Annotated in this window: 18 protein-coding genes; 6 read left to right on the forward strand and 12 right to left on the reverse strand. The window is 45.9% G+C overall.

The genetic code is table 11. The annotated features are described in order from the left end of the window. Positions 1–123 precede the first annotated feature (123 nt). On the reverse strand, positions 124–1,734 hold the full coding sequence (locus H5647_RS02310) for a GH35 family beta-galactosidase (RefSeq protein ID WP_200911621.1): 1,611 nt from the start codon (positions 1,732–1,734) through the stop codon (positions 124–126). A gap of 284 nt (positions 1,735–2,018) precedes the next feature. Between H5647_RS02310 and H5647_RS02315 the strand changes: the two genes are divergently transcribed. Further along, positions 2,019–3,386, forward strand: coding sequence for a DUF3300 domain-containing protein (locus H5647_RS02315; RefSeq protein ID WP_052691821.1), 1,368 nt, complete (start codon positions 2,019–2,021; stop codon positions 3,384–3,386). 115 nt (positions 3,387–3,501) lie between these two features. Here H5647_RS02315 and H5647_RS02320 read toward each other — a convergent pair whose 3' ends face one another. Together H5647_RS02320 and H5647_RS02325 are read right to left on the reverse strand one after the other, a co-directional pair. Beyond that, positions 3,502–5,211, reverse strand: coding sequence for a hypothetical protein (locus H5647_RS02320; protein WP_236074743.1), 1,710 nt, complete (start codon positions 5,209–5,211; stop codon positions 3,502–3,504). A gap of 25 nt (positions 5,212–5,236) precedes the next feature. Further along, positions 5,237–6,550 (reverse strand): conjugal transfer protein TraF, encoded by a 1,314-nt coding sequence (locus H5647_RS02325; RefSeq protein WP_045860997.1) that lies wholly within the window; start codon positions 6,548–6,550, stop codon positions 5,237–5,239. Positions 6,551–6,904: 354 nt separating this feature from the next. On the opposite strand from H5647_RS02325, the gene H5647_RS02330 reads away from it, so the two are divergent. Both H5647_RS02330 and H5647_RS22385 read left to right on the forward strand, forming a co-directional pair. After that, positions 6,905–8,071, forward strand: a complete 1,167-nt coding sequence (locus tag H5647_RS02330; protein WP_045856010.1) for a hypothetical protein — start codon at positions 6,905–6,907, stop codon at positions 8,069–8,071. Between the two features lie 29 nt (positions 8,072–8,100). Then, the gene (locus H5647_RS22385; protein ID WP_408034018.1) at positions 8,101–8,442 is read left to right on the forward strand and encodes an MGMT family protein; all 342 of its coding nucleotides are present in this window, start codon (positions 8,101–8,103) and stop codon (positions 8,440–8,442) included. On the opposite strand, the gene H5647_RS02340 is transcribed toward H5647_RS22385, so the two are convergent. From H5647_RS02340 to nudE, 4 genes are all read right to left on the reverse strand, one after another. Further along, positions 8,429–9,715 carry a diguanylate cyclase gene (locus H5647_RS02340; protein ID WP_052691822.1) on the reverse strand — a complete coding sequence of 429 codons (1,287 nt, stop codon included), beginning with the start codon at positions 9,713–9,715 and terminating at the stop codon, positions 8,429–8,431. The genes H5647_RS22385 and H5647_RS02340 overlap by 14 nt on opposite strands. A 141-nt stretch (positions 9,716–9,856) precedes the next feature. Next, on the reverse strand, positions 9,857–10,072 hold the full coding sequence (locus H5647_RS02345) for a hypothetical protein (RefSeq protein ID WP_045856014.1): 216 nt from the start codon (positions 10,070–10,072) through the stop codon (positions 9,857–9,859). Positions 10,073–10,332: 260 nt separating this feature from the next. Beyond that, complete coding sequence (cysQ, locus tag H5647_RS02350) at positions 10,333–11,178, reverse strand: 3'(2'),5'-bisphosphate nucleotidase CysQ (protein ID WP_052691823.1); 846 nt, start codon at positions 11,176–11,178, stop codon at positions 10,333–10,335. Continuing rightward, positions 11,175–11,732, reverse strand: coding sequence for an ADP compounds hydrolase NudE (nudE, locus tag H5647_RS02355; protein WP_045856015.1), 558 nt, complete (start codon positions 11,730–11,732; stop codon positions 11,175–11,177). The genes cysQ and nudE overlap by 4 nt, the downstream gene beginning before the upstream one ends. Positions 11,733–11,769: 37 nt before the next feature. Between nudE and yrfG the strand changes: the two genes are divergently transcribed. The 3 genes from yrfG to hslO are packed head-to-tail and all read left to right on the forward strand — an operon-like array spanning position 11,770 to position 13,750. After that, positions 11,770–12,444: a GMP/IMP nucleotidase gene (gene yrfG / locus H5647_RS02360; protein WP_045861000.1), complete on the forward strand. Its 675-nt coding sequence runs from the start codon at positions 11,770–11,772 to the stop codon at positions 12,442–12,444. A gap of 5 nt (positions 12,445–12,449) precedes the next feature. Further along, entirely contained in the window at positions 12,450–12,839 is a 390-nt protein-coding gene (locus H5647_RS02365) for an RNA-binding S4 domain-containing protein (protein WP_045856016.1), read from the forward strand. After that, positions 12,836–13,750, forward strand: coding sequence for an Hsp33 family molecular chaperone HslO (gene hslO / locus H5647_RS02370; protein ID WP_045856018.1), 915 nt, complete (start codon positions 12,836–12,838; stop codon positions 13,748–13,750). Before H5647_RS02365 ends, hslO begins: the two co-directional genes overlap by 4 nt. Positions 13,751–13,848: 98 nt before the next feature. Here hslO and H5647_RS02375 read toward each other — a convergent pair whose 3' ends face one another. From H5647_RS02375 to H5647_RS22050, 5 genes are all read right to left on the reverse strand, one after another. Further along, positions 13,849–14,337 (reverse strand): chemotaxis protein CheW, encoded by a 489-nt coding sequence (locus H5647_RS02375; RefSeq protein ID WP_045856019.1) that lies wholly within the window; start codon positions 14,335–14,337, stop codon positions 13,849–13,851. Between the two features lie 66 nt (positions 14,338–14,403). After that, positions 14,404–15,348 (reverse strand): chemotaxis protein CheB, encoded by a 945-nt coding sequence (locus H5647_RS02380; protein WP_045856020.1) that lies wholly within the window; start codon positions 15,346–15,348, stop codon positions 14,404–14,406. A gap of 4 nt (positions 15,349–15,352) precedes the next feature. Then, positions 15,353–21,583: an Hpt domain-containing protein gene (locus H5647_RS02385; RefSeq protein WP_045856021.1), complete on the reverse strand. Its 6,231-nt coding sequence runs from the start codon at positions 21,581–21,583 to the stop codon at positions 15,353–15,355. A gap of 42 nt (positions 21,584–21,625) precedes the next feature. Further along, entirely contained in the window at positions 21,626–22,348 is a 723-nt protein-coding gene (locus H5647_RS02390) for a CheR family methyltransferase (RefSeq protein ID WP_236074745.1), read from the reverse strand. Beyond that, positions 22,341–22,487 (reverse strand): hypothetical protein, encoded by a 147-nt coding sequence (locus tag H5647_RS22050; protein ID WP_236074747.1) that lies wholly within the window; start codon positions 22,485–22,487, stop codon positions 22,341–22,343. The genes H5647_RS02390 and H5647_RS22050 overlap by 8 nt, the downstream gene beginning before the upstream one ends.

The following is a 22,487-nucleotide window of genomic DNA, read 5'->3' on the forward strand; positions in this document are numbered from 1 at the left end:
TAGAAGGCTATTGGAACGAGAAGAAGGCTTTTATACGGAAAATTTTAGCCGTGCACTCGCTTCCCTATCACCCACTGCGCCTTAGTAAGAATACAATCGCAATTGTTGTAACCCCCAGTATTGCTAAGGAAGGCGCAAATGGCGGCCTTGATGGCTCTGGTCACCATTCAAACGACGCCCTGCTTGCCATTCTCGGCCTATAAACACGCCTTCGTACAACGTTTCTATACCCACTCGTTGCTGTTTGGTTGGATGGCTAAACGTGATAACAACGCCACTGCCTCCAACATAAAAATCGTGTTCGCCGGTTTGAATAATGATAGCCCCTGAATGATCCCACGCCGGCGCCTTTGACGCGGCATTCCAACCAAGTGTTAAGTCATGTTTTATTGTGAACCGGTAATCACCAAAGTCTCGCGTGGTTTCGGGCTGCTCCTTCGTTAACCACACACCCGCAATAGCGTCAGAACCCTGATGCTGTGTAATGAGCGGCTGTAATTGATGAATAATGTTATAGCTGTGTGTTAGGTTTTCCGCTTTAGCGGTCGCTGTAGATTCAATAGAAAAAGGCGAAAAACCTAACGTATTGTAATGCCCAAAGGCAAATAGCGCCTTCGCACCCACCTCAGGGGTAAATCGAATTTCAGGTATCAGCAATGCATCGCCCTGCTGTGTATAGAGATCATTCCAATATTGGAACCGCGGGTTATAGAAATCGGGCACTAATAAATCAATTGCGGGTGCGCCGGCTTTCCACACATCCATTAGATGAGGCAATGGCCCACCGCTTGGGTAATCACCGGGTAACACATTTGGCCGATTAAGCGCCGCATTAACAAACATGGGTAGTGGGTAACGCTTTTTGCCTGCAGTTGCTACGACATTGGTGTAACGTGCAAAATGCCAAGCGGTAAAAATTTCTTCTGTTGCAATTCCAACCCCAAACACCTCTTCCCATCTCCCTGCCTCAGCATAGTTGGAGGATTTCCACGCGGCCAACAATGACGGGGTAAGCGTAGATTTATGCTTTAATAAATAATCCATTAACGCTGTTGGCACCGGTTGATGATAGGCTTCCGTCGCAGCAGCAGAATGGTCTCGCGCGCTAGGTAACATCCCTATTTCATTTTCCACTTGCACCATAATCACCGTACGGTGTTTGCCGTCTATTTTTTTCAGGAAAGCCATTAGATTTTCAAACGCGTTCGCATCTGCCATTGCATTGTGCGTCGATAACGCGGCAAGAATTTCTTGTGGCTTTCCTTCGTGGCTAATACTACGTTCAAATCGCGTGGTGTTGCCCTTAACCCAACTCGGTACGTAACTCGACATACTGTTTTTCCAGCTTCCGAACCACAGTAGAACCACTTTAATTTTTTCCGCGCGCGCGCGTTCAACCAATTTTTTAACCAACAAAAAATCAAACTGGCCTTCAACAGGCTCAATGCTTTCCCAATAAACGGGCGCAAGCAGGGTATTAACATTCATCGCCTTTAATTTTGGCCAAATTGGCTCCATATAAGCCATGCTAGACGCACTGGAGTTACCCAGTTCACCGCCCAAAATAAGATAAGGCTTACCCTCCACAAGTAGTTGCGTTTGCGTGTCGGTTACGACCAGCTCTGGCAAAGGCTTTGCCACAACGACACTTGAAAACATCACCGTAATTAGCCACACGTTTATTGCTAAATCTTTTATTATTCGCGTTACCGGTCGACCCAAAATAAATATCATGAGAAATAATTGCTCGATTGAATGACTGTTAGCCCAACACACAAGACTTGCTGCACCGTGACATAGCCCCGAATTGTTTTCAATACTGGCCCACTAATGTTTTACGCTACGACGGCGATACCCAGCACCCACACACCGCAAGAACCTTTCGCCTGCGAGCACTTGCGCGCGTGAAGCGTTTTCAACAGGGGAGCTGTTCAGGCTTGGTTAAGGTGTATTACGTTTTAATAGACGCTTGAATGGGAATTCCCCTTTTTTGGACGCCGATTATCGGAGATATCACCATGTTAAAGCACGTTACAGCCCTTGTAGGATTACTGCTCGCGGGGTTAATAATGCCCGTTGCAGCCACCGCTCAGCATGATGACGCGATACCCCAACCCACATTAGACCAGTTACTAGCCCCGATTGCGCTTTATCCCGATACGGTACTTTCACATATTTTAATTGCCGCAACATACCCGCTAGAAGTGGTAGAAGCCGAGCGCTGGACCCGTGCTAACGAGGGCCTAGATGGCGAGGCAGCATTATTGGCCGCCGAACAAAAAAGCTGGGACCCAAGTATTATTGCGCTGGTACCATTCCCTCACATTCTGCAGCGTATGAGCGAAGATTTAAGCTGGACCCAACAACTGGGCGACACGTTTCTACAGGCCGAAAACCGCGTATTGGATACGATCCAAACGTTGCGCCAACGCGCCTATGCCGAGGGAAATCTCAATTCTTCCGACTATCAGCAAGTTAATCACGACAATGGCAATATCATTATCGAACCCATACAACGTGAGGTTGTTTATGTCCCTTACTACGACACCCGCGTAATTTATGGCACCTGGTGGTGGCCCTCCTACCCTCCCCATTATTGGGCACATCACCCTCATCATTCTCGTTATGGGGCCCATTATTCAGGGCTAACGTTATGGACACCAAGCCTACACATTCGCCTCGGTGGATTTTATGGGGGTGTTCACTGGCACCATCGGCAAGTCATGGTGCTGCCTTCGCATACTCGCCACCGCCTTTCAACAAATCGCCAAGTGATTTACCACCAACAAGCGCGCCGCTGGCAGCACAACCCTGAGCATCGTCGCAGCGTAAGTTATCGCTCACCAACTGTCGCTCATCGCTATCGCACGTCCACGGCACAACGGTCCTCACAGATAAGGCCTTCGGGTGCTCTCACCCGCACGCCTTCACCCGTGGTACGGGTACGACAAAGCGGCATTCCATCTGAACAAAAACAGTTAGCGGTACGCGAGCAGTTACGCACCGCTACGCTTCCCGTACAAACGCATCGCGATAATTTGCGCACCTCACGCTTATCACCCGCGCGTGTGCAGGCTAGCACCACTGCGCCAACTACACGACAGAACACTCCCCGCACTCCCGCAACCACAGAGCTTCGCCAAACCGTTTCACGCAATACAGACAGAGTTCGACAAACCATGAGTAATAGTGAAAGGCTATCCCGCACGAATACAACCCTTCAACGTGCTCAGCCCACGCCAACGGCTCGACCAGCGCAACGCCAGCAGACACCCCAAAACACGCCTGTACAACGTAGTGTGACGCCACGACGAACAACACCACAACGCGCAACGCCGTCATCACAACCCTCAACACGTACCACACCTCATCGGCTACAGCGCTAAGTTATCGGTGAGTTCACATTGGTAATGATTTTTACGTAAAAAAAACGCTACGCGCACAAAGGCATAGCGTTTTTTAAATGAGCATGTCACGTATGACCGTTCGTGTGGTGTGTCGCTATAAGCCTACACGAGATGGTAATAGGGCTTCGCAATCTTGGCTATTAACCGGTAGTACCGCTGCTTGTTCAAAACCGTTTGCCGTATCCCAGTTTCTTATATCGCCGTCAAAGTCGAAACGTAGCGCAATACGCGCGTCGTCGCCAACCCCTACTGTACCACCTGGTTTTATAATGGCTTGATACGTTGCACCAAGAAAGGTGATGGTAATAAGCAGGCTGTAAGACTCGTCGCTCACACTGCTCGCCCCCAATAAACTCCAAAAACCGTCGATATATTCACCACGGGTATTGCCTTCTCCTAGGCTGCCATCAGTGCTCGCGTCCTCTATGTATTTCACGCAGGCTTGCAACCCACCTGCCAGCGCGTTCTGTTCGCCCGTAAAAAATAACGCAACCTCAATATCTTTCAAGCTGTTAGGCCCAAAGCCAAGATCGGGGTCAGATAAGCGCACGGTGGTACCTACAACGTCAGAAAACGCTTGTGCGCCTTCGGGTAAACGCACGGCTCTATCAAAATCATCTGCGGAAATAAAATCGTCCCCGGTGAAATCGTTATGCCGAAGCTCCGAAACAAACGAATCGGCGCCGCTTAAACTGCCAGTAAGGCTAACGACGGCTTCACTGTTTTCAGGTTCGGTAATAAAATTAATGGCGTTATCAAGGCTAAGGTCTGTACTGCCTATTTCATCTAGACCTTTTACCACCACCGTTTCGATTAATCTTACACCGCCGATAATCTCTTCTATTGTGGTGGCGGGAATTTCGGTATTAAAAATTTCATTTACTACAACAGGAATCGTTTGGGTAATATCAATAACACGGCTAAACCCGTTTGGCACTTCTACCGAACCCATATCGGGCGGAAGGTCAAATTCGCGTAACGTGTAAATATCGCGTATAGACGCTTCGGCGCTGTCCAAAATAGACGCCAAGCTTGCTTCACTTTGTAGTACCGTATTTAAATCGGTGTTGGGTATTACCAACTGCTCCGCTAGGCTGCGGTATACCGACTGGCTCGCATCATTAGGCGTGCCCAAATTATTGCCAATCTCGCTGTAAACATCGGTAATTCGATCCGACATTAACGATACTGATTTATGCACGGTGAGTGCCTTATTCAACAGTGAAAGATTAAAGCTGTCAGCATGCAGATAATCGATATCGAGGTCGCCATCCTCTAACCCCAAAGATAACAATAATGCTGATTGCGTTTCGGAGTCGTCCAGCACGGTAACCAACGTTGACAGGGGCGTTATGAGTATGTCGTTTTCAACACCAAAATCCACTCGACGACTCATTTGCCCAAAGAATGGCTCGCCTGTAAGAATGTCATAGCCGCTATCAATTCGAATGGTAAAATTCGCAATATCAGTTGTTAAATTAAGGCAGTATTGCTGTAAATTAGCACTCGCGCCTGCAGCACAATAGTCCGTATCGGTGTTGGGGTTATAACTGAAATAGCCTTCGTTATCCGTAAAGGCAAAGGGCTCCCACGGGTCGCGGGTACCATTATTGTTGGTATCCACAAATACCGTCGCGCGCGCAAGATACCCATCGATTACTCGGCCGGTAAGCATTGTATTGATATTCGCTTGGGTACCTTCATCTTGCCCCGAGCCGCCACACGCCACCATACCCACACACAGCCCTGATAAAGATACACACTTCAGGGCTCTAATAATTGCTACTGATTTCTGATTAGCCATTGAATACACCACTTATTTACTACCATTAAAATTTCTGTTGAAAGCCAACCGAAAAACCAAACGTTCGCGGCACGGTAACCTCATCCACCACCACACTTTCAAGCCCCCATGAGCCATCCAGTGTCAACCGACTAAAAAATGTCAGCCCAATATTGACGGTACTCAGTTCGGAACCCGCCATATTTTTACGAAATCCCGCACGCCAATCTGGCCACCAATTACTCTTGGTCTGATAGTCGGTTGCGAGGGTTAACCATTGGTTTTCATGGCCGATAATATCTTCATAAACGGCCATTTCCATTTCACCGCTAATAGACCAACGACCCGTCAAACTGTAAACACCGTCTAGCGTTGTTAGCGCATGCCGCGTGTGCTTTTCTTGCGATACAATTTCACCAATAACCTGGATAAAATAGGCCGCGGTATCGCAGTTACTACGCTCAATGCTGCCAGGATCAAAACCGTCACACTCCACGCCAATTGCGCCATAGTTATAGGTTGGTGAATTTATATCAGTAATTGTTAGGCCCGCTCGATAACGCGGAGCTTGCAGCATCAGCCCTATATCTAACCCAACATTGGTGGTACTTTCCATATTCTGATCGTAGCTGTCCTGTACAACATCTTCTATGGCTTCGCCATTAAGCTGTTGTAACGCGATAATTTGTTTACTTAACTCCATGCGAACAAAATTAATTTTCACGCCGCCATAAAGCTTAAGTTTTCCCTCCTCTCCCATCGTCGCCAGCTCTTTGCTCAAGCCCGCTGATAGTCGTGTTTCTAGCCCACTCTTAAGATAAGCCGATGTATTAGTGGCAAACTTTCCGTTTTGAGAGTCGTAGATTAGCTCATCATCTAAAATACTCATTCCAATATTTGCGCCGTAATTAAAATCTGCGAATAACGTGGCATCTAAAAATTCTGCTCGGTAATAAAAGGGCGAGAGTGGAGCGGTGAGCCCAAGGCTTGTTTTGCTATAACCGCTTTCACCCATTTCAACTAGCACGTTATTAAAGCGATCCAACACTTCCTCAATGGGTTCATCCACCGAGGCAGGGTCGTCCAGAATATCGATAAGCTCATCAAGATCATCGATAAAATTATCGACCTCGCCTAACTCATAGGTATTCCAAACTGTCGGTAAATAATTGAAGCGAAAATTGTTGTTTTCGCTTACCGCCAAAGAGGCCGCTGCTGGATTCTTGCTTGCTACATGTATAGAAAATGAGGAGGGAATATTACCCGTAGTGTGATTCGCACCAATAAAAAGACCGTTTGAACCCGCGATAACATTCTGTGCACTGCTAATAACTAATACTGTGAATAATACTTTTTTCACGCCCAATCTTCCTTTCATGTGATGAAAACATCCGTTAACAGAAAAGAGTCTAGACGGTTGACGATGATAAGCGGCGCCTCTTCTAAGGGATATGCAAAATCAATCTGGATCCTTAATAAGGCCCCTATGTTTCATATAACCCTATAACTTATCTATCTAGAGCGGTATTTTTTAGTACCATTTCCCTCTTATCTTTACACAGTGGTTTATTTCTAATCGTGATTGTAGCGTCACCCTATACCGACTTTATCAGCACTACGGCACCCGCATTACCCACACTCATCACCTAGGTCTATACTTTACGCTAAGTATACGTTTTACCGCTTCATTCTCGCCGGTCAGGAACCTCTATTAATGCCACAATTTTTTCGCAACCTTGTCGGTTTACTGGCACCTTTGTTGTCCTGCTTGAGTTTTTCAACGCCTGAACGACCACTTATTACCTTGCATACCTCGCTTGCCCCGCCCTACCAAGTACTTTCAAAGGGGGCACTCACAGGGAGCTCTGTAGAAACTATCACGTGTATTTTTGGCAAGATGAACCAGCCTTTTGACATAGAGGTGGTGCCGTGGAATAGAGGCGTAAACTATTTTAAGCGTGGTAGAACGGATGGGTTATTTATCGCAATGGAGTCAACTGAATTAAATGTTGCAGGCAAATTATCTGACCCATTGGCCCTCGAAAAATGGTATTGGTATTTTCGCGATAAAGATATTGCTCATAGGCTTAGCGCTAACCCTTCTATTGCAATCGGTGCCATTTTAAGCAGTAATCAACATTTATGGCTTACTGGCCGGCACTACGTGATTAAAAATGAGGTGACCGAAACAGAACAATTACTGCATTTACTCGCGATAAACCGTATCGATACCTTTCTAGCAGACAGTAGAACTTTTCATGAGGAGTCTATTCGCTTCGGTGTCGCACCCAACCAAATATTTTCTCGTTTTTCACGTTACATGCCGTTGGGCATTTATTTTTCAAACGATCTATTAGCAAAAGACCCACAATTTTTGGCGCTATTTAATAGCCTTATACCAGCCTGCTCTCCACTAGTGATGCACTTGGACAGCGGTGAAAAAGCACAACTGAAACAACAGTCTGAGTGGGTATTAAACCTGCTGAATCAAGACTCTACTATTTTTCGATCTCTTCACGACAGCAATAAGGCCATTTCTGCGCCTCAGTATCAACACAACGATAATTTATCTGGCTACATTCAACGACAATACGTCGATGTGTTTACGTTGGTTTCTGAGATTACAGTTTACGATTTACACGGAACAACCATAGCCTCTAGTGGGCATTCCAAGGGCCATAAAATGACACCATCGCTCACAGATCTTTCCCTTAGTACACACAGGAAGGGTGAAATCACTATAATGCCTATTCGGTTTCACCACTCCACCCATAGTTTTCAGTCTGCGGTTCACACAGGTTTGTTCGACTCACAAACAAACACGCGCATTGGCACTATTGTGTTGGGTATAAATGTAGAAAAAGCACTCACTCAAGATTAGAGAGTTAGATCATCGAACGCTACGAACAAATTTGGAAAACAATACAAACCGTACCTTTTGGCACGGTAGCCAGTTATGGTCAAATTGCCACACTGGCTAACCTGCCTGGCCGCGCAAGGTTGGTGGGGCATTGCATTAGTCAAGCACCCGCTTCATGGGCGTTACCATGGCATCGAGTTTTACGTGCATCGGGTCAACTGGCGTTTGCTGAACACTCCAAAAATGGAGTAAGGCAAAGGGATTTATTACAAAAAGAGGGCGTTGAGGTGGTCAATAATAGGGTGGCCATGAGGGCCTTTCAGTGGGCGCCCAATCTAGAAGATTTTTTTAAGCTAACACACGATAGTGAAACGACGTTTACGCCGCTTTAACACAATTTCGGCCATCGTTCTTCGCGCAATACACGGCTTCATCGGCGGCCTTAAATAGATGATCAAAATTATCGTTAATGTCTGATAGTTGCGCCACACCAAAACTAGCCGTTAACTCAAGCCCTGCTGGTTTTTCGTGTTGAATACTCGCGCGTAATTCTTCTGCTTTTCGTAGCGCATTATCTAAGTTGCAGTGGCCTAAAAATACAATAAATTCTTCGCCGCCTATACGAGCAACTATATCTTCTGTTCTGCATTTATCTTGCAGTATTTTTGAAACAATCTTTAGTACTTCGTCGCCTTTATCGTGGCCCCAAGTGTCATTGACTTTTTTAAAGTGATCAACATCCAAGACTATAATGGAGTACGGAATATTGTGCCTTCTAGCTTCCTTTATACGACCATTCACCTGCGTAGCCATATAGTGACGATTGTATAAACCTGTCAGTTGATCATGCATGGCCAAATACTGCATTTCTTCACGCTGCTGTTCGACCATATCTAGCAGGCGTTTGTATTTTATAAGGTTTTCGGTACGCACGGTTAAATCTATTGTTTCTATAGGCTTTACTAAATAATCGTTAGCACCCGCGCGTAGAAATTCATATTTTCGCGCTGGGTCATCGAGTGCTGTTGTGGCAAGTACGGGTGTACGGTGCCATGGGTGGTCAACCCTCCTCACTTCATTAATAAATTCCATTCCTGTCATTTTTCCTTCAAGAAAGAAATCAACCACAATAACTTCTGGGTCGTAGTCTTTTGCATGTTTTAACGCTTCTTCTGCGGAAGTAAAACAATCACAATGGCAATGGTGTGACTCCAATATGGCCTTCAATACTAGTTGCTGGGGAAGGTCATCCTCAATAATAATGACACTATTCTCATTTTGCTTTGAATAGGCACCTCTCGATAAAAATTGATCGATATAGGTTTTGAACTTTCCTATTTCCGCACGAGAGAATATTTGGGTAAAACCAACAGCGTAATAGCTCTTATCGGCGTCGCTATTATTGGTGGTTAGAAGCACAAGGGGAGTATGCGCGTAGTTTTTAGCTGTACGTAAGGATAACGCAAAATATTCTGGCTCGTCATTTAGCGCAGCACTGGAGACAACAATTAAAGAATAAGGTGAATCGGTAGAATTGAGTTTTTCTAACGCTTCAGTTGCGTCATTAACAAATTCTGCTTTTATATTCGCTTTCTTAAAGATATCAGACAAAATAGCCTGAGCAGTTCGTGTATTCTCGACTATTAACGCAGTATTTTTAACCAAAACTGGTTGCTCATAAGTGTAATTTCACGACCCTCGCTTTTACACGTATTGGATCGTATCCATACCATTAAGATTGGCAACACTATCAATAAGTCAGACCAACAATTGCCAACGCACTTTCTATAAAGTACTTATAGGAGATTAGTCGTCCCAGGGGAGGTTATCAAGCATCTCTCTTCGACTACTGATCATCTCCTCGTAAGTCTGTAAGGTACTTAAGTCTAACAGTTCATCCCTAATGCGTAAGCGTTCTAACTGGCGCTCTAGACAGGTTATTTCTCTTACTAGCTGCTGCTTCATTAGCGACGTATTATTATACGCCACACTGAGGTGCTGCATCTGATGTGCGCGGTTCATATCCCTTTCTTCCGTCGTTGTATTAATGAAACCTATTCAGGCTTTTTTATAGCGTGAAAAGTGATGATGCCCTGCGTCTTGCGCTGGTCAGTAAAGCATAGACAAACTACGTCGCGGGAACTGCGACGGGTTTACACTAATTAACGCTAAGAAAATTTGAAGCGCCACTTTTTTCTTCTTAGAAATTTGGCGTTAATACCCAATATCACTAAAGAGGATAGTTCTGGCATCAGTAATCACTTAACAGGCAAAACCCTGCATTACTGTGCCAGCAAGAGAGCGTGCCAATTAAAGTGCATATCCCCTATTACATAAAAATTGGGGTTTAGCATATTGGCTTTGGTGTTATACAGGAGGGGTTCTAAATCTGTAGTCATAACGGCGCCGCCTGCGGCTTCAACAATCGCTTGTGCGGCGGCGGTGTCCCATTCACAGGTGGGCGCTAACCGTGGATAAAACATCGCCTTTCCTTCGGCCACCATACACAGCTTTAGGGAGCTACCAATACTGCTAATGGCAATAGGCCCCAAGGCATACTCTATTTTTGATATAAGGTTACTGACGGCTTCCGTACCATGGCGACGGCTCGCCACCACGGTAAAATTGGCTTTGGATTGTTGCAAGGCTGCTATGGTCTCACAGTGTATCGGCTGGATATTGCCTTGCTGGCCGCTTGATTTCCATGCGCCAAGCCCCCGAATACTGCTATACACCACATTAGGCACCGGCACGTAGACCACTCCCATAACCGCAACGTGATTATCGATAAGCGCAACATTAACAGTGAATTCGCCATTACGATGAATAAATTCTTTAGTACCGTCTAACGGGTCGATCAGCCAATAACGGGACCATTGTTTGCGCTCGTCGAACGCAGGGATATTCGCTTCTTCAGACAATATTGGTATACCGGGCATTAGTTGCGCCAAGCCTTGCATTAAGATGCTGTTTGATGCGAGATCAGCACGTGTTACGGGCGAGTCGTCGCCTTTGGTTTGAATATCGTAGTTCTCGGGTGAACGGTAGATCTCAAGAATCACCTGTGCAGCGGTGCTACAGAGTTCGATAACGTTATGCAGTAATACCTTGTCAATAACCGCGGTCATTCGCCAGCCGATCTTTTCGCAAACAACGCTTTAACCATGTATAGGGCCGCAATGGACCGCGCTTCGGTTAAATCTTGTCTCGCAACCAGCGTATCTAGTTCAGACAACCGAAACGTTTCCACCTCCAACGGCTCCGGCTCATCTCCTTCAGCCGTTTCAGGGTATAGGTCTTCGGCGAGCACCACTTGAGTATGATGTTGCATATAACTTGGCGACTGGCTAAAACATTTGAGTAAACGCAGCTTTTTTGAACCGTAGCCTACTTCTTCCATTAACTCTCTATTGGCCGCCGCTATAGCCTCCTCACCGCGCTCCACACGTCCCTTGGGCAAACCGAGTTCGTAATCTTCGACGCCAACACCGTACTCTCTAATGAGCAAAACTCTATCTTCATCCAGCATTGGGACTATAATCACCGCCGCGCTACCGCTAGACGCAAGACGTTCGTAGGTACGCTCTTCTCCATTACTAAAGCGTAGTTCGACCTGCTGTACGCGAAACAAGCGGCTGCGAGCAACGTCTTCACAATTGAGTATTTCGGGTTTTACCGGCATATTAAACTTCCATTACGAAGGGTTGGGCATTATAGCAATGATTGACTGGAGCACGATCGATACCGTTTTACTTGATATGGACGGTACACTCTTAGACCTACACTTTGATAATTATTTTTGGCTCACTCATCTACCTATGCGGTATGCAGAAGCCCATAACGTGAGTGAAACCGAGGCGAATCGGTTTTTAATGGAGCATATTCGACTCTACGAGGGTAGCTTACAATGGTATTGCTTAGACCACTGGTCTGAATTGGTCGACATGGATATTCCGGCACTAAAACGCGAAATCCAAGAAAAAATTAGAATTCGCCCCTATGCGGAAGATTTCCTTATTGCCTTGCGACAGCACCATAAGAAACTTGTATTGATTACTAATGCGCACCCCAAAGGATTGGCCTTAAAGCTGGACGTCACAGAAATAGATCGACACCTTGATATTGTTATTTCGTCGCACGATTACCAGTTACCAAAAGAAGATATTCGCTTTTGGCACGCCTTACAAGCGCAGGAAAAATTCGACCCTGCTCGTACAGTTTTCATTGACGATACACCTAGAGTACTCGCTATGGCTCAAGAATACGGAATTGCACACTTAGTGTGTATCAATAAACCCGACAGCCAAAAGGCGTCGCAAAGGTCCGAGAAGTTTCTCGACATTTGTCATTTTGATGAAATAATGCCGCCTTCTCGGTTCACTGAGTTCACTTAACTGTTATGGAAAAAGTTCGTATCGACAAATGGCTATGGGCCGCTCGCTTTTTTAAAACGCGTAGCCTCGCTAAACAAGCTATAGAGGGTGGTAAGGTACATCTTAATGGTGCGCGCGTAAAACCAAGCAAAGAAGTTGAATTGGCAATGCAGCTCACTATTCGGCATGGCTGGGATGAAAAGGTCGTCGATGTTATAGCGCTTTCTGACCAACGGCGAGGCGCACCCGAAGCCGCACGTCTCTATACCGAGACTGCGGCTAGCATTACCGCAAGAACCGTTAACGCAGAGCAACGAAAAGCATCTGGCAGCCTGCGCAGCGATACAAAGCCCACCACAAAACAACGCCGGCAAATTCACCGGTTTAAACGTATTAATACCGAAGACACACCATGACCGACACAATACCGCACGACCAAACCCACCGATTTACGTTTAACAATACCGATATACGCGGCCAAATCGTAACGCTCTCGCAAAGCTATAGAGATGTTTTATTACAACAAACACTCCCAAGCGTACTGCTACCGATATTAGGCGAATTTATTTCGGCTGTTGCATTACTAAGTGAAACGCTAAAATTTGATGGGACTTTAACACTTCAAGTGCGTGGCGACGGCAACGTACCGCTCATCATGGCTGAAGCCACAAACACGGGCCATATACGCGGAATACTCAGAACAAATCAAGCGCTAAGCCCTAACAATACAGTGCCAAGTAATGATGTATTCGATACCTCGAGCCTGCGCTCTCTTGTAGGCTCTGGCGTGCTGACACTCACAGTAGATCCAACAAATGGCCAGCGATACCAAGGTATTGTGCCGCTTGAAGGGGATCATTTGGGTGACTGTTTGGCCCATTATTTTGAGCAGTCCGAGCAACTTCCCACACGTATATGGTTATTTGCAAATGACACACACTGTGGCGGCCTTATGCTTCAAAGCCTGCCTGCACAACAAATTAAAGACTTAGACGAACGCGAACAATTATGGTCAACAAGCGCGCAGCTTGCCGGTACACTTAATCAAGAAGAGCTTTTCTCGCTAAGCCATGAACAAGTGTTGTATCGGCTCTTTAACGAGTTCGAATGTCACTTTTTCCCCGCGCGAGACATAACGTTCAAATGCAGCTGCAGCCGTCAGCGCAGTGAAAACGCTATTGTATCGCTTGGCCGTGAAGAGGCGTTTCAAGTATTAAATACCCAACAAAAAATTTCAATCGACTGTCAATTTTGCGGCAAGCACTACGCCTTTAAAAAAGCGGATATTCAAACGATATTTGGAGATTCGGACGCGGCCTTACATTAGCGTAAAACACGCATAAAAAAGCGCCAGCCCAGAAAAGGGAAAGCGCTTTTTTATTTCTAAGCTTTCGCTTGCGTTAACGCTCGGAGCCAAGACAACAATTACTCTACTAATATACCAGTCTCTAGGCACGCCTTTTCAATGGCCGCAATATTTGGAAGTGTAAATTCTTCTAGCCCCAATTTTATATGCATATCATCGTATGCTTTAACCGCTTCTGAAGTATTTTCCACAATATCTTTTTCATGAATTCTCACCATTCGCGGAATACCTTGTGTCGGTATAGCCACAAAAGCAAGGCGCTCATCAACACCCGTATTATTTAAAACGGCCATGCGACCCTGCGGATTAAGCGGTGTAACAGACCCGCCATTAAGACCTTCGTAAGAAACGACAGGTACTTTGATATTTCGCCACTCGTAATAACCGAGCAACCAAGGTGGAGCGTTGTCGATTGCAGTAAGAGGATGCATGGAAGCCATCTCGGCCACGCTAACGGTTGGCAGTATTAATATATTGTCGAGCAACGGAACCAGTAAACAGGGAATTTCCGGGCCCTCAGACGCAACGGCTATAGCACCTTCACTCATAATTCTATTCCCGATTTCTCATTAAATAATGTAACAAACTCTACCCGAAACTCAACCTGTTAAAGGCTAAGCCAATGATAACGTAGCACCAATATGACGGCCATATACGAATTGCCTAGCCAGTATTTCTGGCGAACCTTGGAACGTTACAACTCCCGTTGCCAGCGCCGATGCTGGCATTGAATCTACCGTACAGCTTGCTGGGGATTGAACCCACACTACACCACCAGAGCCTTTCATAAAACTACAACTCTGCGAGCCATCATCACCCATACCTGAAAAAATGATGCAGCCACTTCGTTTCCCATAATTACGCGCCACTTTTGCCATTACTTGATTTGCAGAAGGTTGATAGGGCCCTTCCCAAGCGCCCACTAACGGCGTGATTACCCCTGTGGCATGAATACTAACTTGGTCACTGGGCGAAACCACATAAATACTTTTTTCGAGCAAAGGCTGCGATCGATCACATTTGTATACCGCCCATTGGGTATTACTTTGAATAGCTTTTTGCAGAGTGGGTGATATTTCGGGATTGATGTGCTGGACGTAGAGAAAGGCAACGCCCGTTAAATTTTCGGGCAATGTTTTCAAAAACCGACCGACGGCTTCCGGGCCACCGGTGGACGCCGCCAACACCCATATCTCACGCGCTTTTTTTGCGTCTCCAACGGGCCTATTGGACATTCCGGTGCCCGCGCACAATTGAATTTTTTCAGCGAACCGGTTGAGACGTTCGGCTACCCCTAGCTCGCTATAACTTTCAATATCGTCATATATAACGGGAACATCATACGTCTCTAATATTTCCATTAATTGTACTGATTTATCGTGCTGCAAATCTAAGCGAACAACCCACACTTCTACGGCTGAAATATTATCTAAACATCCGGTACTGGCCCGAATAGTTTCAGCGATATCATGACCTGACCCATGAACAAGATCAGTTAAATCGTCAAGCTGAGCGGTGGTTTCCGCTAGTAACCCAAATTTTAGGGCGTGGACTGCCAAGGGGTTAGGTCTTTTTTTCTAGGGCAAGCAAATCGTTAATGCCGGCTAACAACGATTCTTCTTGATACGGTTTACCCATATATCCGTTAACACCAAGCTCCATCGCACGATCGCGGTGCTTATCACCCGTTCGAGAGGTAATCATAATAATAGGTATACCTTTCCAACGACTTGAAGTGCGAATGTTTTTCGCTACTTCAAAACCATCCATACGCGGCATTTCTATATCGAGCAACATTAGATCGGGGGTTACATCTTGCAGCACTCGCAAAGCATCTACACCGTCTTTGGCGGTAATAACGTTGAAGCCTTCTCTCTCTAAAAAACGTGTCGTAACTTTACGTACCGTTACAGAGTCATCCACTACCATGACCGTTTTAGTCACATATTCCGGCGCGTCAATAAGGGCCACGGAAGGCGCGGTTTCTAATTCAATAATACTGGCCTTGGCCATTTCTTTACGTACAAGCGCATGCGGATCCAAGATAACGACCACACTACCGTCGCCCATTAAGGTTGCACCCGATAAGCCCTGTACGGCACTGAATTGAGAACCGAGGCTTTTTACAACAACTTCACGGCTACCCATTAGGTTGTCGACTTGCACTGCCATTGTATTTTCAGCAGAGCGCACCAGTAGTACGGGAAGCGGTAAGGCTTGCCCTTCTAATTTAGGTGTTACGTCTGCATTTAGCATTGCACCTAAATAACGAACTTGATAATTCTCGCCAGCGTATTCAAATCGCGCATCTTCGCTACTGTAATAATGCTCAAGTTCAAAGGGGCTAACACGTACAATACCCTCGATGGTATTAAGCGGTACTGCATAGTGATCTAAACCAATTTCAACCATAAGCGCGCGATTTACCGATACGGTAAAAGGTAAACGCACAACAATTTCGGTGCCGCGACCCCACTCAGAATTAATAACAACAGAACCACCCATTGCTTTAATTTCGGAAGACACTACATCCATGCCCACACCACGGCCTGATATTTGCGTAACTTGTTCGGCAGTACTGAAACCAGCATGCAGAATAAACTGCATAATATCAAAATCACTAAGTTCTGAATCGTTAGCCATTAGGCCACGTTCAATCGCTTTTTCTCGCACTCGACGTAGATCTACACCGCGACCATCATCCGCCAAGCGAAGCAGTACATCGCCACCTTCTCGACCAAGAGTTAAAACGATTCGACCCGTTTCATTTTTTCCGGTCTCTAGGCGTTTATCCGGCATTTCAATACCGTGATCCACGGCGTTTCGTAACATGTGCTCTAGTGGTGGAACCATTCGCTCTAGTACAGATCGGTCCAATTCACCTTCGATATTGTCTAGCTCGAAACTAACGTTTTTACCGAGTTCGCCCGCCACTTGACGAACGATTCGGCGCAGGCGTGGTACCAAACGTGAGAAGGGCACCATACGCGAACGCATTAAGCCTTCTTGCAACGTGGTATTAATACGAGACTGCTGAAGCAATAAGGTTTCTGTATCGCGAATATTGTCAGTTAACGTCATCCGTAAATCGACAAGATCGGAAGCGGACTCGATTAATGAGCGAGACAGTTGCTGTAACTGGGAGTAACGATCCATTTCAAGAGGGTCAAACTCTTCGTGAGCCGCCAACTGTTCTTGTCGAAATAATACCTGTGCTTCCGTTTCAATATCGAGCCGACGCAACTGTTCTTGCAAACGCGCTATCGTCGAATCGATATCATCGAGTGAATGCCCAAAATCACTGACTTGCTGCTCAATTCGAGCACGACTTATCGACGTTTCACCGGCCAAGTTAACAAGCTCTTCCAATAGATCGGAGTTAACTTTTACAACTTCTTGCGGCCCAGGGGGCTTTCGTAACGCGGCTTGACCACCACCCGTTTGGGCGGAAGGCATTTTAAAGCCCGATGGTTCTTCGCTGGCCTCTCGTGGCTTTGGCGCAAACGGTACAACATTCGAATCTTCAGTTTGAGGCCGAGCAATGGGCGCAGCTTCAGCCTCTCTCGGCTCAACGTCTACGCTCTCAGATATCGCATTATTACTCAGGTTTTCAGTATCAGGAATTTCGTCATTTTGAAGCGACCCTTCAGTTTCTACATCTACGCCTGCTACAACAACACGATTAAAATCGCCCGACATGAATTGCTGAATCGCGCGAACACCACTGAGCACTTGATCCTGAAAGGCGTGCATTTTAGGGAAAAACACATCATCGATATCATTTAAATCGGAGCTAATTAGAAAGGTTTCATAATCATGCGTTAACTCTCCAAGGTTGTTCATACCCGACAAGCGAGCACCACCTTTAAGCGTATGAAGAACTCGCTTAATCTGTTCTGGGCTTTCAACGTTTGACCAATCTGATTCCCAAGCGTGGACGGCTTCGTCGAGTTCTTCGATTAACTCTTCAGCTTCTTCAAGAAAGACTTCCAAAATATCTTCATCGAAATCTTCGTGGGTTGTATCGATACTATCGAGTAACCCAGGGATATGAGCGGAGGTAATTAGCGTGAGCGCTTCTGAGGCCGCGTTAATATCAGCGTCTACAGTTTGGTTAGGAGCAGGAATCTCGGCTTCGGATACGTCAGCAACAGGCTCCTGATCGAATCCCTTCTGCTCAACGGCATCCGTAGTATCACCAAGTTCGTCGTTCTCAACATTATCGAGACTGATTTCTTCTGTGATGATATCGGCATCATCTTCTACATTAGTATCGATATCGTCCAAGACCAAATCAACAGAGCGTTCAATGTCTTGCTCTGTGCTCTCTGGAATAATATCGAAAGATGTATCGTCAACGATTTTTTCAGTTTCTAGTGGTAAATTATCGTCACTAACAATTTCGTCATCGCTATGATCTTCAGCAGTCGATCGCTGCTCACTTTCGTCCAACGCGTCGTTAGATGCATGACGAATGGGCGCCATCGAGCCGGTATGAATTAACGACGCCAATGCCGACGTTATTTCCTCTGACGGAGGTACTACATTTTGACCTGCGGCGACGGCATCGACCATATCCAATAAAGCATTATGGCCTGCGCCCATAATGCCAAAGAAATCTTCATTCGCTTCTAATTGGCCCTGCTTATACTGTTCATATAAAGTACGTAACTGAGCGCTTACACCCGCCATATCACTAAGGTTCGCTTGGTGGGCACCGGCCTCCAGCGTTGTAAGCTCGCGTACAACAAGATCAATATGGCCATTACTGCTGCCACTGGCTTGCCAATCGCCAAGAAGCTGCTCTGCATCTAGTAGAAGATCCATTTCCTCTGCCATAAAAATAGAAAGTAAACGAGGGTCTACCGTTTGCTGACCATCTTTTTGCATTTCTTTTAAACGGATCAAATGCCCTACTGCAAGTTCACGTAGCTCAGCCGTACGGGCAACAAATTGCTGAAGACGCGGAATGTCCACACTTTCGTGGCTTTCAATTTGACCGAGAGCAATACGGGTATAACTTACAGCATCCCGATATAACTGAAGAATATCGGCGTTGATATCTTCTTGATAGGTAATTAACTCTTTAGCAAAAGATTCTAGTGGCTCTGCCATAGCGGCAATTGGCGTTACTTGCGCCATCTTAGCACTGCCTTTGAGCGTGTGAAGTGCCCGCTGAAAGTCATCGCTTGGAGGAGAATAAATTGGCGCTTCTGCTTCCATTTTTCCGATGAAAGCTTCCATTGTTGCTAAGTGCGTCGCAGCCTCTGATGAGAAAATTTCCCATAAAACCAAATTATCATCGTCATCATCAATACTTAGTGCTTCAACATCTCTCAGGGTTGCAGCGGTACTGTCTTCTTCATCGACAACGGAGTTTTCTACCGGAGCCTGTTGAACCTTATTAGATAAGTCTGGAAGCGGTACATCCCCGCCTTCTGGAATGCTGGATAATTCCGCTGGCACATTACCTTCCGCCATAGCGGTAGCCCAAACTCTATATTGCTCAGTAAGCGCTTTATGAGGATTTGGTTTTTTGTGTGCAAAGGCATTAATTAATTCTGGCAGAACATTTATGACCAATTCAATAATATGGCCATGTGCGGCTTCGTTACGCACTGCTTTTTCGATAACGCGGTTCAGTATATTTTCAATCGACCAAGCGAGTTCGCCAATATCGTGAGCCTCCACCATTCGACCACTACCCTTCAAGGTATGGAAGGCACGACGAACAACGACAAGCGCATCTTGATCCTGATGATTAGCTTTCCAAAGAGGGAAGTACTCGTCCAGGGTGTCTTTTACTTCTCCCGCCTCTTCGATAAAGATTTCAATAATCTCATCGTCGATATCACTGTCGGCCTCTTCATCCAAACTAATTTTATCGAGCGATACAACCGCTTCAGGAGGGCTGATGGGAGGTTCAGCGACCGTTGAGACAGGTTGCTCTTGCTCAATTTGAGGTTGTACGTCCGACACCTCAACAGTAGGCGCTGACGCCTCTATTGCCGTTTCAACTACAACGCTATCACCCACAATATTACTAGCGAAGGAGCTCGGCTTAGACGAACCTGTTTCTTCAACAGGTTCATCCAAAATACCGCTACCACTGACGGGATATCCGAGCTGAGCAACGCTATTTGCCGCTACATCTAGGAGCGTCTCTATCTCTTCGTCCATATCACCCAGCAAACGCTCAAGGTAATATTCTAAACTGGCTATGGCATCTGCAAGCGTGTCTAACTGCTCCCAGCCTGGGTTTTCATCGCTATTAAGCAACCGCTCTTTAATATATTGGCTACAAGATTCAAGTATTGCCGCAGGACGCGACAATGGGATCATCTCCAAACCGCCACGGATATTATGCAGTAGGCTACCGACATTCAATAAATGGCTTTTATCCCACTTCGATGAAATGTACTCAACAATAGCGTCTTTAGCTTGCTCTAAACCATGCTGACATTCTTTTAATACCGTAATCTTCGCTTGGTCAATTTCGATTTCTCGTTCGTTAACGTTTGCAAGATCTCGGTTTGTTCCAACAACTTTTGCGATCGCTTCTAAACGGTGTTCTATTTCAATAATTTTACCCGCAACATCTAATATCACGGCTTCATCAAAACTATTTTGCTGGCTTATTTCTTCAAGAATTTCGGCTTGTATATTGACCTTTTTACGTAAATCACCAATACCCAATACCGCCAATGTGTCAGCAACTCGCTTAACAATTGGCAGTATCTCTTTAATGTCTTCTGGCGAACCATGCCCAGAGAGCGATAAGTCTAAAACATGTTTAATAGAATTAATTTCATCGCTTAACGCAACCACAACCGAGCGAATGGCTTCCGGATCTGGTGCTGACAGTGAATCGCCCTCACCTTCTTCACCAATACTGACGCCGTCTAATAAGGCTTCGGAAAGAATATATCGCTGTTTTACCCGATTAACTTTCTTTCCACCGCTTTCGGCTTTTGCCACATAATACAAAAGGTTTTTCAGTAAACTTTCGCGCGGCATAAAATCTAAAGAGCCGGGCGCTTTCTCACCCAATACCCGCAGTTCGCGCGCGAGGTGACGAAGTAGCCCTCGTACAGCAACACTTAACGCTATATCACCACGCAACAAACCTTCAATTAATGCCGCTGAAACTTCCCATACAGGAAAGCAAGCAGTACCTTGCGTAAGCGCCTCCATGCGACTAAAAACCTTATCGAGATAATTAAGGTTTTCATCAACCTTTATGTCTCTCAATACACTGGCGGCTGCAAACTGGTACATTTCACGCAATTTCTTTAGGACTTGCGTGAGTTTTGATTTGTCTTTGGTGATGGGGTGGCGCGTGCCGTAAAGCTCTTTAACAATGCGCAAGTTCGGCGAGAACAGATTAGTCTCACTCAAATAGCTTTGGTTTCGCACCGCCCGCAAATCATTAAGCAATGGCAAGACTAAACTGGGGTGATCTTCTTTTTGAGTTTTAACATGATCGAGATAGATAGGGAGCTGTAACAAGGCTCGCATAAGCACTTCTTGTGCTTCGGGTTCGCTTGTCACTTTGTGGTCCATTAGCGATTGCGCTAAGTGTTCCATCTCCTCCGCTAAAAGCGAGGCACCATGAAACTCCACCATCTGCAAACTGCCATGCACCTGGTGAATATGGGTTAAACAAAAACGTATGCGTGTGGAATCCTTTGGGTCTTCCACAAATGCTTCTAGCGCTTGACGTGCGTCATCGAGAGTTTCACTGATCTCTCCAATCACCCAGTCTAACGCGGCAAAATTACGTTTATCTCCCATAGATGGAGCCCTGTACAACGTGTCTTATCTCAAGTAAACGCATTAGGCGTCCACCGATTTTTTAATATAGGCTTGTACTTCATCTGCCGGCGCACGGGACATTTCTGGATGAGACCAATCAACCACCTCACCTAGACCGACTACTAATACGCCGCCCGGCTTCAAACGTTCTACAAAGGCATTCATAATTTCATGACGCAACCAACGTCGAAAATATATCAGCAAGTTTTGGCAAAAAATAATGTCCTGCACCATGCTCGGCATTTCATTGATATTGAGCACATTTGCATGGTTAAAACACACGCGATCTTGCAGTTCGGGTGATATTAAATATCGTCCATTATCTTGTTGCGTAAAATAACGTTGCCTAATCGCTGGTTCCATCATTTCAACTTTACGCTGTGGAAAAATACCATTGCGCGCTATCGTTAAAGCTGCGCGGCTGATATCAGTAGCAGTTACTCCGTAGTACGGGTCTAAACCCGCAGATTCGAAGGTGTCACTAACAATCATTGAAAGCGAATAAGGCTCTTCTCCTGAAGAACACCCAACGCTCCACACTTCAAATGATTCGCTTAAGGTGTTCTCAACAATCATTCGCTTCAAGCAAGAGTGAACATAATCAATCGATGGACGATGACGAAAGAAACTAGTTTCTTTAACCACGAGCCGATCGATAAGTACAGACCATTCCATCATGCCCGACACGCCGTCGATAACACGATTGTAATACTGCGAATAGTCAGTTTGACCCAGCTCACGCATACGCATAGTCACTTGCGTTTGCAAAAAAAACACGCTGCTGATCACTGAGACAAATCCCGGCACGATCCTCCAGTAATTTGCTCCACTGCTCAAACTGCCTATCACTTAGGTCTGGTGCTGCCTGTAAAGACCAAATCAT

It is taken from the genome of Teredinibacter purpureus (assembly GCF_014217335.1).
In the GTDB taxonomy this organism is placed as follows: domain Bacteria; phylum Pseudomonadota; class Gammaproteobacteria; order Pseudomonadales; family Cellvibrionaceae; genus Teredinibacter; species Teredinibacter purpureus.